The organism is Paraliomyxa miuraensis, from assembly GCF_026337845.1.
Classification (GTDB): Bacteria; Myxococcota_A; Polyangia; order Nannocystales; family Nannocystaceae; genus Paraliomyxa; species Paraliomyxa miuraensis.
Genome location: NZ_JAOVZF010000125.1, coordinates 35,733 through 51,903 on the forward strand (window position 1 = coordinate 35,733; position 16,171 = coordinate 51,903).

The following is a 16,171-nucleotide window of genomic DNA, read 5'->3' on the forward strand; positions in this document are numbered from 1 at the left end:
CCCCTTGAGGGGCCGCAGGTCGGTAGGGAAGCCGGATTCTCGGCTACTGGCTGCCACGGGTCAGTCGTAGTCCTTCACCAGGATGACGTTGACCACCTCGCCCGGCATCTTCTTGGGCTCGTCGGTCAGGTCCATGGCGCCGCGGTCGATGGTGGTGGGGGACTCGTCATCGCCCCCCACGACATCCTCGCCATCGCTGAGCTGCTGCTCCGGGCTCTTGTGCCAGCACGAGATGACGCCGGGCTCCAACTCGGCGCACGCATGGTCGTTCGTTGCGACGCAAGCCATGGCGTCGCTGAGCGCGAAGGAGTCGAGCGCAGGCATGTCGCGGAAGGACTCGAGATCCTCATCGTCCGGCTCAAGGTCGCAGGCCGGGGCCCAGAGGGCCACGGCCAGGGTGAGAGTTGCGAGAAAAGAACGGGGGGTTGGGTGTCGGTGCATGATGTTCGTTCCGGTTGGCTTGGCGCACCACCCCCAGCTCGTTGTGGGTTCGTGCATCGACCAGTGGTCGGTCGTGCACTCCACTCACAGCGACTAGGTGATGGAACGGTGCGGCCTCGCGGGGAACGTTCAGCGGGAGTCCCCAACTGTTGCAGGCGGGGGCAAAAAAGTGGGTCGCCCCAAGCCGTGTGAGGCGAGCGCGTGCTTAGCGTGTCGGACTAAACGGGCTGCAGGACGCCAATTCGCTCAAGAACGTCTGCTAGACGCCGTTCTGCATCAGCGACGTGCCGCGGGTCAAGCGCGTCGCAGGGCTCGGTTCGGCCGTAGATGTCGAGCGCTTGCTCGAGGGCCTGTCGAGCCTCCTCCAGACGCCCCTGCGCCATCAGGGCGCGCGCGAGAAATCGAAGCGTGTGGGCACGCTCGACCTCGGGCCGGTTTCCAAGCCAATGGATGCTCAGAGCTCGCCGGTGCAGCTGTGCGGCTTGGTCGGCATCGCCTTGGGCCAGCAGTAGACGCCCCGCACCATCGAGGGCCGTGAGCATCACCTCGTCGGTGTCGGGGTTGGGCTCATGGCCGTCGAGGATCGTCACCGCCTTGCGGTACGTCTCGATGGCCTCCGCATGGCGTGCGGGTCCCTGTTGCTTCAGGATCCATGCGAGATTGGCTTGCCCCCTGGCCATGAGCGGGTGAGCGCCGCGACCAGCCTGCGTCCAGAATTCGATCGCGCGTCGAGCATGCGTTTCGGCCTCAGCGAGCTGCCCGAGCTCACCCAGCACGGCTCCGAGATTGGCATGAGCATGAGCAAGCCGTTTGGGATCGGGTGGAGCCGACTCGTAGAGCACGTCGAGCACGTGCTGGTAGAGATCGATGACCTCGTCCGACTTGCCCTGGTGATGGAGCACGACGGCGAGGTTGGAGCGAAGCGACGCCGTCGCCTCGTGGTCGATCCCCTGCCAGCTGGCTCGCACCTGGACCGCTCGCCGATAGAGGTCTTCGCTCCGTGTCCATTCACCCTGCCTCTCGGCCGTCGTGGCCCAGCTGTCGAGGATCTCGGCCATCTCGATGTGCCCTGCGCCGCGATACTCCTCGACGAGCTCGGCGGCCTCTGCATAGCGCTTCTCCGCTTCCGGGTACTCACCTCGCGAAGTGCGAACCTGAGCAATCGCGGTGAGCACCTCGGCACGAAGGGCCGGATCGACGTCATACAGATTGGCGAGGAGCTCCGCCCATCGGCCGAGCCACAGGGCGGCCTCGGTGTGCGCGCGTTCGATTCCGACGATGTGAATCCGGCCGGCCAGTGCCTGGATGTGGGGTTCGGCGAAACTCTGAGCCCGGGCGAGGTCGATGGCCATGTGGAAGCTCTGGTCGGCCTCGTCATGATGTCCGTCCCCAACAAGGAGCTTTCCCTGGAGCACGAGGGCGTCGGCCAGCAGTCTCGAGTCCCCGGCTTGCTCGGCTCCCAGGATGATGGCCGCGATGGCTTCGAGACCAGCACGGTACTCCCCATTCATCGCCATCGTTCGGGTGCGCTCCATCTGCTCTCGGAGCTCCTTCGTCTCCGGGAGGAGCTCGGACGGTGTCGACGGCGGAGCTGGAGTCTCGGGGGGAGCCTGGAACCAGAGGGTGCCTGCCATCACCAGGACGAGCCCACGGGTCAGCCAGGGCGTCGTATCGTGGATCCTCCGCCCGCGCTCCAGCGCATCGACCAGATCAGCCATCGAAGGCCAGCGGTCCTCGGGACGAGCCGACAAGCCGCGCCACACGATCCGCCGCAGCCACCGGGGCAGAGGGCGACGACGCGGCGGTGGGGCAGGTGAGTGAAAGGAGCCCCGTGCCATCTGCTCGAGCACGGGCCCCGGGTCGATACCAAACGGAGGCTGGCCCAGCAGGGCCTCGTAGAGGGCCACGCAGAAGCTGAACTGATCGCTGCGGGCGCTGACCTCGCGCCGGTCGAGTTGCTCGGGGGCCATATAGGACCGGGTACCCAACACCCCGCCCGTCCTGGTCAGCCTTCGCCGTGGTGTGGTCCCCGGGCTAGTGAGGCCGAGCCCGGTGTCGGGCGAAGTCTGACCAGTCGGCTCGTGCACATGGTCATCCATCAGGTACGCTAGGCCGAAGTCGAGCACCTTGACCCGTCCGGTCTCGTCGACGACGCAGTTGTTCGGCTTGAAGTCTCGATGCACCAAGCCGACCGCGTGTGCTGCGGCCAGGCCTCGACCCGCTTGGCCGTAGACCTCGATGCATTCGCGCCAAGGGCGAACGCGGCTCTGCCATTGGTCGAGCGTCTTGCCACGCACGAGCTCCATCACGATGAACAGCTGGTCGTCTTGGATATCGCACTCGTGCACCTGGACCACGTTGGGGTGGGATAGCCGCGCAAGGGCCTGCGCCTCTCGGCGCAGGCGTTGTTGGTCTCCACCCGCCCTGACCAGCTTGATCGCGACTCGTCGACCGAGCTCTGGATCGTGCGCTTCGTGGACGATGCCCATGCCGCCCTGGCCAAGCACTTCGCTGAGGACGAAGCGCCGGATCGTGCGGGGCGGCGCCTCGCTCCCAAACAGCCTCGCCCGTACGTCTTCCTTCTGATGGTGATAGTTGAGGCCGCCTGGTTGTACGTTGGCGAGCCTGTCCGCGATCTCTGCATCGTCGAGCATGAGCTACTCGCCTCCGTTCCCGGCCTTGTGTGACTTGTCGCGCAGCCCTGCGGCCCAGTCGTCGAGCTGGGTCAAGGTGCTCTCCAGCACGCGGCGAGAGCTGGCGAGCCGGGCGAGTTGCTTCTGGAGCTCCAGGCGGCCCTTTCGTAGGCCGTTCTTGACCTGTGCCATGGAGAGCCCGAGTACGTTGGCCATTTCGCGCATGGTAGAGCCCTCCCAATAGTGCAGCTCGAGCAGTACCTGGAGGTCCAATGGCAGGCTGCGCAGGGCAGCCAGCAGAAGTTTTTCTTCTTCGTGCTCGCAGATGATCGCCGACGGCGACGCTGCTGGATCGGCGGCCGAGGTACTGGGTAGCGCGGCGTGGTTTCGGGGTCCGTTGAGGTCGCGGTAGTAGTTGCGCAGCACGTTGTTGGCGATGCTTACGACGTAGGTCTTGAAGCTGGCGTTGGCTTCGCCGCGGAAGCGGTGGGGGTGCTCGACGCAGGCAAGGAACGTCTTCTGGATGAGGTCCTCGGGCTGATGGGCCTTGTTGCAGAAGAAGCGTGCGAGCGTGTCGTAGTGACGCTCGAACAACTCCACGCCAGCAGCTTGATCGCCTGCGTGCCAGCGGCGGAGAAGTTCCTCGTCTAACGTCGGTTCAGGAGGGGTGTGATCGAACGGAGCCATAGCGACTCCAGGTAACCGCGGCGGGGTCCCCGTGTACAAGGCGGTTTCGTCCGCGGGGGCACCTTCGGGTAGCGTTGGCGTGGGTATGTTGGGAAGCTCATGGAGTTGCACGGCGTTTGGTGCTGCCGTGTGGAAAAATGCTGCAATCACGGCCTGGCCCTGCGTTACTAGCCCTGCATGAGTACACCCAGCGAGATGATCGAAATGGGGAGCAGCGGAAGCTCGAGCGACGGGGGGATCGGCGAAGCGTTGCGGAGCGCCAAGCCGGACGATGAGGTCTTGCCTCGGCGTTTCGGTGCGTACGTCCTACTCAGTCTGTTGGGCACGGGGGGAATCGGCGCCGTGTACCTTGCCTATGAAGAGGATCTGCACCGAGAGGTTGCGATCAAGCTGCTGCGAGGTCGCGGCGGCGAGAGCCCGAACACGAGCAGGCTGTTGCGAGAGGCCCAAGCCCTGGCCACGCTCGACCATCCCAACGTGGTGAACGTGTTCGCGGTGGGAGAGGTGGATAGTCAGGCGTACGTGGCAATGCAGCGCGTTGAGGGGAGGACCCTGCGGGCATGGCAAGGACAGCGACCACTGCCTGGATGGAGGTCGTGCGTGGAGAAATACCTCCAGGCTGGCCGCGGGCTTGCGGCGGCCCACGAGGCCGGCTTGGTGCATCGAGACTTCAAGCCCGACAACTGCATGGTCGACGACACGGACCGGGTGAGGGTGCTGGACTTCGGGCTCGTACGACGGGGCGGCGGTGAAGAAGACGAGGCCCACGACGACGATGGTGTACTTGACGTGCTCCTGCGGGTACGGACCAAGCCAGAGCAGGCGGTGGCGCTAGAGCAGTCGCTGACCAAGACCGGGACCGTGCTGGGTACCCCGGCTTACATGCCACCCGAGCAGATGGAGGGGAACGAAGCGGATGCCCGCAGCGACCAGTTCAGCTTCTGCGTGTCGCTCTACGAGGCGGTCTATGGTGAGCGGCCATACGAGGGCAGCACGTTCGCTGCGCTGATGCTCGCGACGCAGGGCGGCGAGGTCCGACCGGCGCCCAGGGGCAGCAAGGTCCCGGTCGCGCTACGCAAGGTACTGCTGCGCGGGTTGGTGGCCGATCCGGCCGAACGCTGGCCCTCGATGGCTGACCTGCTCGGCGAGCTCGAGCGGCTGCTCACGCCCCGGGGGTGGCGGGAAGTGGCGGGCGTGGGAGTGGTGCTGGCAGCGATCGCAGGCCTGGTGGCGCTGCAGCAGAGCGGAGTGATCAGCGAGCAGGAAGAGCAGCTCACTGAAAAGGAGGCGCAGCTCCAGCAGCAGGTGGTGGAGCTGCGGCAAGAGAAGGAGCGGGTCGAGCAGGAGAAGCAGCGAGTGAGCGAGCAGCTCAGTGCGCAGAAGGGCTTGCGGGCCACGATGCTGGCGAAGGAGGCCGGCCACGGGCTCGAGGCGGTCGGCCTGGCCGTGGAGGCGTTCGGGGATCTGGATGCGAAGGGCGGCACGGTCTCCCCGGCGGTGTTCACTGGGCTGACGAGCGCGTTGATGGGCGTGCAGGCGGGGATTACTCTGATGGGCCATACCGACAGGGTCGTTGCGGTGGCGTACTCGCCCGATGGGTCCCTTATCGCGACCGCCGCCGGCCGAGAGAGTTCCCTAGACAACTCCGTACGGCTGTGGAACGCGCGCTCGGGGGAGCCCCTGCGGACTTTCGAAGGCCAAGCGGGCCAGGTCTACGCGGTGGCGTTCTCGCCCGATGGTCAGCGACTCGCAACCGCCAGCAAAGACAAGACTGCGCGGGTGTGGAACGCTTCCACCTGCAAGGAAATCACTTCGCTTCTGCACGAAGAACCCGTTCTCGACGTGGCGTTCTCGCCCGATGGTCAGCGACTCGCAACCGCCAGCGGCGATACCATCCGCGTGTGGCACATGGGCTCAGACTCGATCGTGGTGCCGCTGCTCGGCCACACGGACCGCGTGCGTGCAGTGGCGTTCTCGCCCGATGGCACGCAGCTCGCGAGTGCCAGCGAAGACCAGACCGCCCGGGTGTGGGACACCCACTCGGGGGTGCCCCTGCGAACACTCGAAGGCCATACCGACAAGGTCTACGCAGTGGCATTCTCGCCTGACGGCACACACATCGCAACTGGTAGCCGTGACCAGACAGCGCGCTCGTGGGACGTGGCCACGGGCAAGCAAGTCAATTCGTTCCCGCATGACGAGGTCGTCTACGCGGCAGCTTTCTCTCCCGATGGCAAGCAACTCGCGACCGGCACCTTCGACGATGATGCGGCCCACCTGTGGAGTGCTATCACGGGCAGTAGGCTCACCGACTTCCGGCACGAAGGCCCGGTGGTCGACGTGGCGTTCTCGCCCGACGGCACGCAGCTCGCGACCGCGAGTTGGGACGGTACCGCTCGTTCGTGGAATGTCGCCCCCAGTGGAGGCATCACGGCCCTCAAGGGCCACTCGAGCCGTGTCGACGCAGTAGCGTTCTCGCCGGACGGGGCTCGTATCGCCACCGGCAGCGGGGACGGCACGGCTCGTGTGTGGGCTCGTTCCGGCCGCCCGCTCGCAGTGCTGCGAGGTCACAGGCTCGATGTTCTTGCAGTGGCATTCTCGCCCGATGGGACTCGCATCGCGACGGCCAGCTGGGACGGTACCGTTCGGCTTTGGGACGTCGACTCCGGTGCGTGGGAACGGACCTTCGAGGGGCACATGGGCCCGGTCTACACGGTAGCGTTCTCGCCCAACGGTGCTCGCCTGCTGACCGCGAGTGCAGACGGAACGGCCCGCGTGTGGAACGCCTCCACCGGCGAAGAGCTCTGCTCTCTGGCGCACGAGGGTCCCGTGGTCGACGCAACTTTCGCGCCCAAAGGCGAGCGACTTCTGACCGTTGGCGCAGACGACACAGCCCACCTTTGGAACGTGGCCACCGGCCAACCGATCACCACATTCCCGTACGAGGGTCCCGTGACGGCCGTGGCCTTCTCCGCCAATGGCAAGACCATCGCGGCGGCCACCAAGAACTACTCCGTTCGCTCTTGGGACGCCGACTCCGGGGCACCAGGCCCGACCTTCAAGGGCCACACGGCCGCCGTCCTGGTGGTGGTGTTCTCAGCAGACGGCAAGCGCATCGCCACCGCCAGCGAAGACCGTACGGCTCGGGTGTGGGACGCCTCCACTGGTGTGGAGCTCATCGCGTTCCCCCACGAGCGCGCCGTCCTTGACGTGGCGTTCTCGCCCGACGGCACTGGCATCGCGACCGCCAGCGCGGAGAAGGTCGCGCAGTTGTGGACGCTCGAGCCTCGCCCTTGGTTCGCGTGGGGATGCTCGGTCCTCGACCAAAGGCAAGCGCACACTGACACCACCCGTGGTGTGTGCTCACCGACTACTCCCGATGCCACGACCATGGAGTTCGAGTCGTCCAGGTCGCTTGCCGAGCCGGTGGTCTCGACCGCGGAGGACGTCGATGCCCAGGAGGTCATCATGGTGCACGGTGTGGAACTGGTGCTGATTCCGGGGGGTACGTTCACGATGGGCTCCCCCGAGGGCGTGGGGGCGGATAGCGAACGACCGCAGCACGAGGTCACGCTGGACAGCTTCTACCTGGCGCGGACGGAGGTGACGCACGCTCAGTATGCCCTGTACTTGGAGGCGAACCCCATGGCGAAGAAACCAAGATCCTGGGAGGACGAGCGCTACAACCAGCCCGAGCAACCAGTCGGCGGGGTATCGTGGCACGACGCAAAGGCGTACTGCGACTGGGCGGGGCTGGTGCTGCCAACGGAGGCGCAGTGGGAGTACGCAGCGCGAGCGGGGACGACGACGGCCTACTGGTTCGGGGACGGGGACGACCTGGAGGATCTGGAGCGCTTTGGCTGGTACCGATCCAACTCGGGGGACGTATTGCACTCGGCGGAACGCCCGCATTCGGTGGGGACCAAGGGCGCCAATGCGTATGGGCTCTACGACGTGTCCGGCAACGCAGTTGAGTGGGTCCTCGATGCCTACGGTAGCTACACAACCAGTCCTCGTTCTGGAGACGGCTTGAGAGTCGAGCCTGTCGGCGATCGGTCCCGGGTCCTCCGCGGCAGCAGCTTCAACAACGAGGCCCGCCTCGCGCGGTCGGGCGGCCGGGCCGAAGCCCAGCCCAGCCTCGCCGGCGTCTCCGCGGGTTTTCGGCCGGCCAAGAGTCATCCCTAATAAAGAGGCCGCGATGCTCATGAGGATGCGCGCCGCTTGGCACTGCGGTACGATTCCGCCCTGTATGAGTCCATCTGGTGAAGTGAGCGGGAGTAGCAGCAGTCCGAGCGAGGGGTGGGTCGGAGAGGCGTTGCGGAGCGCTAGGCCGAAAGTGGAGGTCTTCCCCCGGCGGTTCGGCGGGTACGTGTTGCTCGGTCTGTTGGGGAAGGGAGGCATCGGTGCCGTGTACCTTGCCTATGAAACGGAGTTGCACCGAGAGGTCGCGATCAAGTTGTTGCAAGATCGTGGTGGCGAGGGCCCGAAGATGAACCGGCTGTTGCGGGAAGCCCAGGCCCTGGCCACGCTCGATCATCCCAACGTCGTGAACGTGTTCGCGGTGGGAGAGGTAGATGGCCAAGCGTACGTCGCAATGCAGCGGGTCGAAGGGAGGACCCTACGGGCATGGCAGGGGCAGCAACCGCGTCCAGGGTGGCGGTCGTGCGTAGAGATGTATCTCCAGGCAGGCAGCGGGCTTGCGGCGGCGCACGACGCTGGCTTGGTGCATCGGGACTTCAAGCCCGACAACTGCATGATCGATGACAAGCAGCGTGTGCGAGTGCTGGACTTCGGGCTGGTGCGGAGAGGGACCGATGAAGAGGATGCCGTCAAGCCGCCGGATGTGCTTCAGCGGGCACGGACCGAACCGCGGCAGTCGGTGGCGCTGGACCAATCGCTGACCGATACGGGGGCGGTGTTGGGGACGCCGGGCTACATGTCACCGGAGCAGATGGAGGGGAAGGAGGTCGATGCGCGCAGCGACCAGTTCAGCTTCTGTGCGTCACTGTATGAGGCAGTATATGGTGAACGGCCGTTCGAAGGTAGGACGGTGAGCGAACTAGCAACGGCGATTCTCGATGGGCATGTTCGATCTGGGTTGCCGGCAGGGGGTGCGGTTCCGGAGCGGTTGCGGAGGATCGTGCTGCGAGGATTGGCGGCGGAGCCGAGAGAGCGTTGGGCGTCGATGGAGATGCTGCTCGTGGAGTTGCGACGGTTGGTGGCTCCGAGTACGCGGCGATGGCTGGCACTGGGGGTGGCGGGAGGAATGATGGCAATCGGGTTGGGTATTGCACAATACGCAGAGGTGGGGTTTCGTTGCGAGGGGGCCGAGGCGCAGCTCGAAGGGGTGTGGGACGAGACGCGCAAGCAGGAGGTAGAGGCCGCTATCCTTGGCACGGACCTGATCTATGCACCAGGCACCTGGGACCGCGTGAAATGGCGGTTGGACGACTACGCCGAGGACTGGACCACCAAGCACACCGAGGTATGCGAAGCGACTCGGGTGAGCGAGGAGCAGACCGAGGATGCTATGACCCTGCGGATGGGGTGTCTGCACGACCGCAAGGAGACCTTACGCGCCACGGTGGGCGTGCTCGCCGACGCAGACGCCACGGTGGTCGAGAATGCGATCGAGCTGGTGATCGGCCTGCCGGGGCTTGCGCGGTGCGACGATCTGGAAGCGCTGAGTGCCGATGTCCCGCCACCTGAAGACCCAGAGGTGGCACGAGAAGTAGAGGAAATGGGGGGGCGATTGAAGGAACTCTACGCAGAAGAGGAAGCCGGCCGGTACATCGACGCGCTGGAGCAGGTAGGGTCAGTGGTGGAACGAGCGGAGAAGCTGGGGTACGGGCCGCTCGTGGCTGAGGCCAAGCTCCGTCGAGGATCGTTGCGACAGGACAACGGCGGGTATGTCGAGGCAGAGCGGGACCTGTTGGATGCCCACGAAATAGCGATGGAGCATCGGTATGACGAGGTGGCGCTCGATACGATACAGGGGCTGACCGTCGTAGTGGGCACCGACCAAGAGCGACATACAGAAGGGCGCGTGTGGGGACTGGCAGCATTGGCCCAGGCCAAGCGCAGCAGAGAGAACGTGGACCTTGCCGACAGCCTGACCAACCTTGGTGGGGTGCTCCGCGTCCAAGGGGAGTACGAGGAAGCCAAGCTCCACCACGGGCAGGCACTGCGGATTTGGGAAAGGGCGGTGGGAGCCGACCATCCCAACGTAGCCACCGTCTTGAACAACCTGGGCAACGTGCTCATGGACCAAGGGGAGTACGAGCAGGCCAAACTGCATCATGGGCGAGCGTTGCAGATATGGCAGAAGGCGCTAGGGGCTGAGCATCCGAAGGTTGCCCAAAGTCTGGGGCACTTGGGCATCGTGCTTCATGCCCTAGGGGAGTACGAGGAAGCCAAGTCCTACCACCAGCAAGCATTGCTGATACGGGAGAAGACGCTGGGAGTCGACCATCCTCACGTAGCCATGTCCCTGGATAACCTGGGCATCGTGTACCGGGATCAAGGGGAAATCGAACAGGCCAAGTCTTGTCACGAGCGATCGTTGCGGATAAAAGAGAAGGCGCTGGGAGCCAACCATCCCAGCCTTGCTGTGAGCCTCGTCAACCTGGGCGTCGTGCTCCAAGATCAAGGGCAGCACGAGCAGGCCAAGCTCTACCTGGAGCGAGCATTGCGGATCGATGAAAAAGCACTGGGATCTGAGCATCCCAACGTGGCAGTAAGCCTCGCCAACCTGGGCCGCGTGGCCGCGGACCAGGGGGAGTACGAGCAGGCCAGGCTCCACATGGAGCGAGCATTGCGGATAAATGAAAAAACGTTGGGAGCCGATCATTCCCAAGTGGCCCTCAGCCACAACAACCTCGGCAGTGTACTCCATGCGCAAGGGGAGTACGAACAGGCCGAACTTCACCTGGAGCAAGCGTTGCGGATAAATGAAAAAGCATTGGGAGCCAATCATCCCCAGGTGGCCCTCAGTCATAATAATCTGGGCGTCATGGATAATATTCAAGGGAAATACGAGCAGGCTGTGCTTCACCACGAACAAGCATTGCGGATATGGGAGAAGACGCTGGGAACCGATCACCTCCAAGTGGCCTACAGCCTGCTCAACCTGAGCAACGCGTTCTGTTCGAATGGGGAGTGCGAGAAGGCCAAGCCTCACTACGAGCGAGCATTACGGATAATAGAAAAAGCTCTGGGAGCCGACCACCCTGATGTGTTCTCCCCGCTTGTTGGTTTGGCCAATGTCGCGCTGGCCGACAAGGACTTTGACGCCGCCCGATTCCATGCCGAGCGTGCGGTCTCGATCTGCGATACAAACAAGGTGGCACCAGAAGAGCTCGCCGAGGCTCGCTTCGTACTCGCCCGCGCGCTGTGGGGCAGCCGGAGCGAGCGGGTACGTGCACTGTCATTGGCCGAGAAGGCGCGAAATGCCTACGCCGAAGTCGGCATGGTCGAAGCCACTCACCTTGCCGAGGTTGAGCAGTGGCTCCGCGAGCACCGCGTGCGCTGATCCTCTTACACGATGCCGGCGTGCTGCTCATTAGCCGAGGTCGACCCGGTGGAGTACTTTACCGACGTTTTGCCTCGCCTCGGCGGTCGGCATTGTGGCGTTGAGCTGCCGGACGCCGGACCTGATGCCAGCGCCCTGGAAGGCATTGCGCATCTCGCCGCCGCGGAGTAGGTAGATGCGGTTGTTGTTAAACACCTACCAGGGAGAACTCCGGACGCCTGAGGGGGGTACCCGTTCGGCGAATCACGACGCGGGACGCTGAACGGGTACGTTATCGAGCATGGGTCTCACTGTCGTCCGATTCCCGCCCCGTCGGTTCCGTTGGGATCCATGGTGGCTTCGCCCATGGCGCGTGGGGACGAAATGGGCGTGGATGGAAGAGTATCCGCCGCGACGTGTCGAGTGCGAGGGGGATGTACAGGGTGGGGATGGGGGAGGTCGAGGGCTCGATGCCGACGTTCGCGTTGTTCGTCGAGACTTCCGTGGCCATGAACAACGGGCAAGTCTTGCGGGGAGACGTGGCAAGCCCGTGCCGTGGTCCGCGCGAGGAGGGACACGGGTGGTCAAGATGGTCCGCCGGCGGCCACCCGTAGAGGGAGATCTACATCTCCGCCGCGAGCGCGGCGGGCATCCTGTCGCCCCCTACGATGTCACTGTCCTCCGCCTCGAACGCTGCCCGTTCCTACCCGCATGACTAAGCGAACCCTCGCCCCCTCCCCATCCCGCGCTATGCTTCCCCCGCCAACACCGCGTTACCCGGAAAGCACTCAGGTAACGCCATGACCGTCCGACGAAGCCATCGAGGACGCTGGATGATCGACATCCAAATCACCATGCCCGACGGGTCCATCACCCGCATCCGCAAGGTCAGCCCCGTGCCGACCCGCCGCGGTGCGGAGAACTACGAGCGAGAGGTCCGCGCGGCCTTGCTCGATGGGGTCCGCAGCAGCAAGGAGGACAACCAGCCCGTGGTGCCGACGCTCGCGTCGTTCGCCACGTACTTCATCGACACCTACGCCACCACCAACAACCGACCCAGCACCGTCCGTGAAAAACGGCGCACGCTCGGCCGGGGCATGCTCGCCCAGCTCGGGCGGCTACGCCTCGATCAGATCGGCCCCCGTCAGCTCGAAGCCTTCAAGGCCCGGCGCAAGAAGGACGGGGTTTCGAACAAGACGATCAACGAGGAGCTCGCCATCCTTTCCAAGATCCTCGGGTACGCCGAGGAGATCGGGGAGCTGACCACGCCGCCTCCGAAGATCCGCCGCCTCAAGGTCCAAAAGCCGTCGTTCGACTTCCTCGACTTCGACGAAGCGATCCGGCTCGAGGACGCGGCTCGGGAGGCACCCGCCCCTTGGCGGGCGATGATCCCGTTCGCCCTGTGGAGCGGGCTTCGGATCGGCGAGCTGCGGGCCCTTCGCTGGGATGACCTCGACTCCGTGACCGGCGTGCTCCACGTCCGTCGCGCGGTCGATGACGCGGGCGACTTGCAGCCGCCCAAGAGCGGCCAGCCTCGGGTGGTTGACCTACCCCAGAAGGCGGTCGACTTGCTGCGAGAGCACCGGCACGAGCACGGCCCGTACGTGTTCTGCCATGAGGACGGGGAGATGCTGCAGCGCTGGCAGTGCCTGCCCAAGTCGACCGAGCCCGAGGGCGACAGCCCACTCGTCGAGGTCGCCCGCAAGGCAGGCCTTCGGCGGATCGGCTGGCACACGCTTCGGCACACCTACGCGTCGCACTTGACGATGCTCGGCGCCAAGCCTGCCGAGGTTCAGGAGCTGCTCGGCCACGAGTCGCTCACGATGACGATGAGGTACACGCACCTCTCGCCAAGCGCCCGCCGGGCGGCGGCCAAGCTGCTCGACGCGGCACCGACGCGGCACCATAGCGGCACCGCGAGATCGCCCAAAGACGTAACTTGATGAAATTTCTAATATAATTCAGCGGAGGCGCACAGGAATCGAACCTGACCTCAGGGGGGTGGCGTGACTCGACGGGACGAGCACTTGGCCGCCACCTTCCTGGATTTCTTCGAGTTTTGGCGCGGGCGGGGGAGGGCCGGGATCGGCTCGGATCCTCGCTCGCGCGACAGATTGCCGGCAATGGTTGGGGGTCGTGGGCGGTCCCGGAGAGCAGGGCAGGGGCGCAGGATCGGTGGTTCCACGAGGGGCCCGGACGTGGGATCAAGGATCAAGGCCAGAGATCGCGGGGTCACGAGCTGCGCCACGCCAGCGTGAGGGCCAGCGAGCCGCCGAGGAACGCCTCGATGTCGCGGACCGTGGCGATGGTCGCAGGCACAAGGCACAAGGGCTACCGACGTACCATCTCAAATCCGATGCCCCGGACCCAGACGACGTCGGGATGGTCGAGCAGAGCCATCGTAGCGGTGCTCGACTCATGGTCGGCGCTCATGCGTCGATCATCGGCGAGGGGACGCATCGGGCTGACTATGGCGCTGCTTGCCGCGTGTCGCGTTGGCATCGCGCAGCCCGAACCCATCGCGACCGAGCCGCATGGTGCGGTCACGAGCCCCGCAAGCACGGACCAGCCCTCCCTCGTCGTCGAGCCCGATGACGCGACGGATCGCCCTGCGGACGACGGCGCACCCGTTGCCGTCGCCGCCTCCGAGCCCTTGGTGGTGCTCGAGCCCGATACACGCTGGCCGGTGGCGACGATGGTCGAGGCTGGATCGGTGCCATCGATCACGGGCTTGTCGTCTACGACGACACGGGCGAGGTTCAGCGCTTCGAGGGAGCGGCCTTTGGCGACGAGCAGCTTGCCGCGATCCCCTACGGCCGCTGGGTCGTTGGTGCACGCATCCTCGATATCGACGGCCGCGTTCGCTTCGACGGCTACTCGTGGTGCAACCACCTCGGCCGCTTCGCCACCTGCCGAGCCGGCGGCTGGATCGCGATCGGAACGTCGTGGTACCGCGCCCGCACGACGGTCGCGATCGATCTTGACCGCATCGAAGTCTACGCGCCAGACGGTATCCGACACGCTCGCATCGACCTGGACGATATTCCGACCAGCCTGTCTTGGAGCCCGAAGGGCGACTCGCTGTTCGTGGCGATCCCGGGTAACGAGTCCGAGTCTTGGGTGATCCGCTACGTCGCAAGGGGTTGAGCAACGCTCGGGTGAGAGCGCGGTGGCCGTCGAGCGCCTCCGTCTCTCCACGTTCTGCGACCACCTCGTCCATCACGAGCAGCTTCGACCCGCCCCCGAGTGATCGCGTAGGTCCGGTTCCGACGGTGGCCCGATTGATCGCCGCGGGACGTCGTGGCTACGCGCGCTCCAAGATCACCCAGCCCAACTGGCGAATGATCTCGTCGATTCGATCCCTGCTCACTCCATGGGTCCGCAGCCTCATGGTCGACTTGCCGGTCCCATACCGAGCAATGTCGAGGAAGAGGTCTTCAGTCGTGATCCGGTGTTCCGACGTGGCGAGCGGAGACAGTTGCTCGAGGGCCGTGTCCACGCACGGCGAGAACGAACGTATGCCACCAAGAGCCCCCGCGTCGGTATCGAGGCTAGTGGGGATCGAGTCCTCGACCGCCGCCGGTGGCAACTGCTCGAATAGGCGTGGCATGGGCTCGGGGCTCAGGCGCCGAATCGCCGCGAACAACGTGGTGGTGGAGATGTAGTCCTTGCCGCCCCGAAGCGCGGCCGTCGCCGCCAGCATGAACGCATCCTGGAGATCCGCGTCGAGCCGGTTCCAGACCAGCTCGAAGAGGGGATGTGCGGCGCCCTCCTGCCGAGCGCGGTGCTCCGCTTCGACGCGAGGAGGAGAATCTGGAGGGTGGACATCGTAGGCCGGACGAGCCGAACGACTGACAGGAGCGCGCCAGCACGCCTCGAGTGCGTCCAAGAGCGCCCGTGCCGTGGCTGGACGCTGCTTGGGATCGCGCGCGAGGGTGCAGGTGACGATCCGGTCCAGGCCCGGGGAAATCTCCCCCCGAAGGGCGCGCGGAGACGGGAAGATCCCCGCCAGAATCCTACGCACGAGCGTGTCCAGCCCTTCCTCGTGATGGAGTTGGAACGGGAGCCGACCCGTGAGCATCTGATAGAGTACGACCCCCGTCGAGTACACGTCGGTGGACTCCGAAGCGGTCGCTCCCGTCGATACCAAGAGCTCGGGCGCCATGTAGAGCGGGGTGCCCAGCGTTGTGCCCCGCGCGGTCAGCCGCAGCGAACCCTTCGCCAGGCCGAAGTCCAGCAGCTTCACCTCGTCCGATCCCCGCTGCACGAAGATGTTGGCGGGCTTGATGTCGCGGTGAAGGATGCCGAAGCCATGAACCTCGGTGAGACCTCGGGTGAGCCCCATGGCGACTCGGCGAAAGCTCCCGAACTCCAGCGGCCCTGCGACGCGCAGTCGATCGTGGAGGGTCTCCCCATTCAGGTACTCCATCACGAGGAACGGCAGGCCGGCGTGCTCGCCACAGTCATACACACGGACCAGGTGCTCCCCGCGTAACCTGGCCATGACGATCGCCTCCTGACGAAAGCGCTCGCGAAGTTCATCGTCGTCGGCCAAGTGAGGGTGCAAGACCTTGATTGCGTCTTCTCGCCTCAGCCCTCGATGCCACGCCCCATAGACCACACCGAAGGTCCCCTTCCCCAGGACGCTCCTGAGCTCCCATATCTCGCGCACCACGGTACCCAGGCGCGGGACCTCGAATAGCCTGCCATCGACTCGTGCTCCGGACCCCGACGGTGTGTCGGTCGCCGCCCATGGGTCGGCCTCCCTGGGCTGGCCGGGAGCTCGTCTGCACATGATCTCGACGAGGCGCTCAAGGTTTTTGCCGACGACGTCGTGGGGATCTTCCTCGCGCGACATGAGCAGGATCGATGGTAACTTGGCTCGGTCGGTCACGGTGCG

At 65.2% G+C, this 16,171-nt stretch carries 9 protein-coding genes; 4 read left to right on the forward strand and 5 right to left on the reverse strand.

Going from position 1 to position 16,171, the window contains the following annotated elements; all coding sequences use genetic code 11:
• Positions 1 to 60: 60 nt before the first annotated feature.
• Positions 61 to 390, reverse strand: coding sequence for a hypothetical protein (locus OEB96_RS02265; protein ID WP_266213748.1), 330 nt, complete (start codon positions 388 to 390; stop codon positions 61 to 63).
• A gap of 269 nt (positions 391 to 659) precedes the next feature.
• A complete protein-coding gene (locus OEB96_RS02270) occupies positions 660 to 2,930 on the reverse strand; it encodes a tetratricopeptide repeat protein (RefSeq protein ID WP_266213761.1) in 2,271 nt (756 codons plus the stop codon).
• On the opposite strand from OEB96_RS02270, the gene OEB96_RS02275 reads away from it, so the two are divergent.
• Positions 2,847 to 3,128, forward strand: coding sequence for a hypothetical protein (locus OEB96_RS02275; RefSeq protein WP_266213763.1), 282 nt, complete (start codon positions 2,847 to 2,849; stop codon positions 3,126 to 3,128). The genes OEB96_RS02270 and OEB96_RS02275 overlap by 84 nt on opposite strands.
• Here the strand turns inward: OEB96_RS02275 and OEB96_RS02280 are convergent.
• Positions 3,099 to 3,761, reverse strand: a complete 663-nt coding sequence (locus tag OEB96_RS02280) for an RNA polymerase sigma factor (protein ID WP_266213749.1) — start codon at positions 3,759 to 3,761, stop codon at positions 3,099 to 3,101. The genes OEB96_RS02275 and OEB96_RS02280 overlap by 30 nt on opposite strands.
• A gap of 204 nt (positions 3,762 to 3,965) precedes the next feature.
• On the opposite strand from OEB96_RS02280, the gene OEB96_RS02285 reads away from it, so the two are divergent.
• From OEB96_RS02285 to OEB96_RS02295, 3 genes are all read left to right on the forward strand, one after another.
• On the forward strand, positions 3,966 to 7,946 hold the full coding sequence (locus tag OEB96_RS02285; protein WP_266213762.1) for an SUMF1/EgtB/PvdO family nonheme iron enzyme: 3,981 nt from the start codon (positions 3,966 to 3,968) through the stop codon (positions 7,944 to 7,946).
• Positions 7,947 to 8,010: 64 nt separating this feature from the next.
• Positions 8,011 to 11,292, forward strand: a complete 3,282-nt coding sequence (locus tag OEB96_RS02290; RefSeq protein ID WP_266213750.1) for a serine/threonine-protein kinase — start codon at positions 8,011 to 8,013, stop codon at positions 11,290 to 11,292.
• A gap of 812 nt (positions 11,293 to 12,104) precedes the next feature.
• The gene (locus OEB96_RS02295) at positions 12,105 to 13,214 is read left to right on the forward strand and encodes a tyrosine-type recombinase/integrase (RefSeq protein WP_266213751.1); all 1,110 of its coding nucleotides are present in this window, start codon (positions 12,105 to 12,107) and stop codon (positions 13,212 to 13,214) included.
• 388 nt (positions 13,215 to 13,602) lie between these two features.
• Here the strand turns inward: OEB96_RS02295 and OEB96_RS02300 are convergent, their stop codons facing one another.
• Together OEB96_RS02300 and OEB96_RS02305 are read right to left on the reverse strand one after the other, a co-directional pair.
• Positions 13,603 to 14,292, reverse strand: a complete 690-nt coding sequence (locus tag OEB96_RS02300) for a hypothetical protein (RefSeq protein WP_266213752.1) — start codon at positions 14,290 to 14,292, stop codon at positions 13,603 to 13,605.
• A gap of 283 nt (positions 14,293 to 14,575) precedes the next feature.
• Positions 14,576 to 16,129: a serine/threonine protein kinase gene (locus OEB96_RS02305; protein WP_323137322.1), complete on the reverse strand. Its 1,554-nt coding sequence runs from the start codon at positions 16,127 to 16,129 to the stop codon at positions 14,576 to 14,578.
• Positions 16,130 to 16,171 lie beyond the last annotated feature (42 nt).

Excerpts from the sequence above, each read along its gene's own strand:
- OEB96_RS02270 (WP_266213761.1), bottom strand. The coding sequence starts at position 2,930 with ATGGGCATCGTCCACGAAGCGCACGATCCAGAGCTCGGTCGACGAGTC.
- OEB96_RS02280 (WP_266213749.1), bottom strand. The coding sequence starts at position 3,761 with ATGGCTCCGTTCGATCACACCCCTCCTGAACCGACGTTAGACGAGGAA.
- OEB96_RS02285 (WP_266213762.1), top strand. The coding sequence starts at position 3,966 with ATGGGGAGCAGCGGAAGCTCGAGCGACGGGGGGATCGGCGAAGCGTTG.
- OEB96_RS02290 (WP_266213750.1), top strand. The coding sequence starts at position 8,011 with ATGAGTCCATCTGGTGAAGTGAGCGGGAGTAGCAGCAGTCCGAGCGAG.
- OEB96_RS02295 (WP_266213751.1), top strand. The coding sequence starts at position 12,105 with ATGATCGACATCCAAATCACCATGCCCGACGGGTCCATCACCCGCATC.
- OEB96_RS02305 (WP_323137322.1), bottom strand. The coding sequence starts at position 16,129 with ATGTCGCGCGAGGAAGATCCCCACGACGTCGTCGGCAAAAACCTTGAG.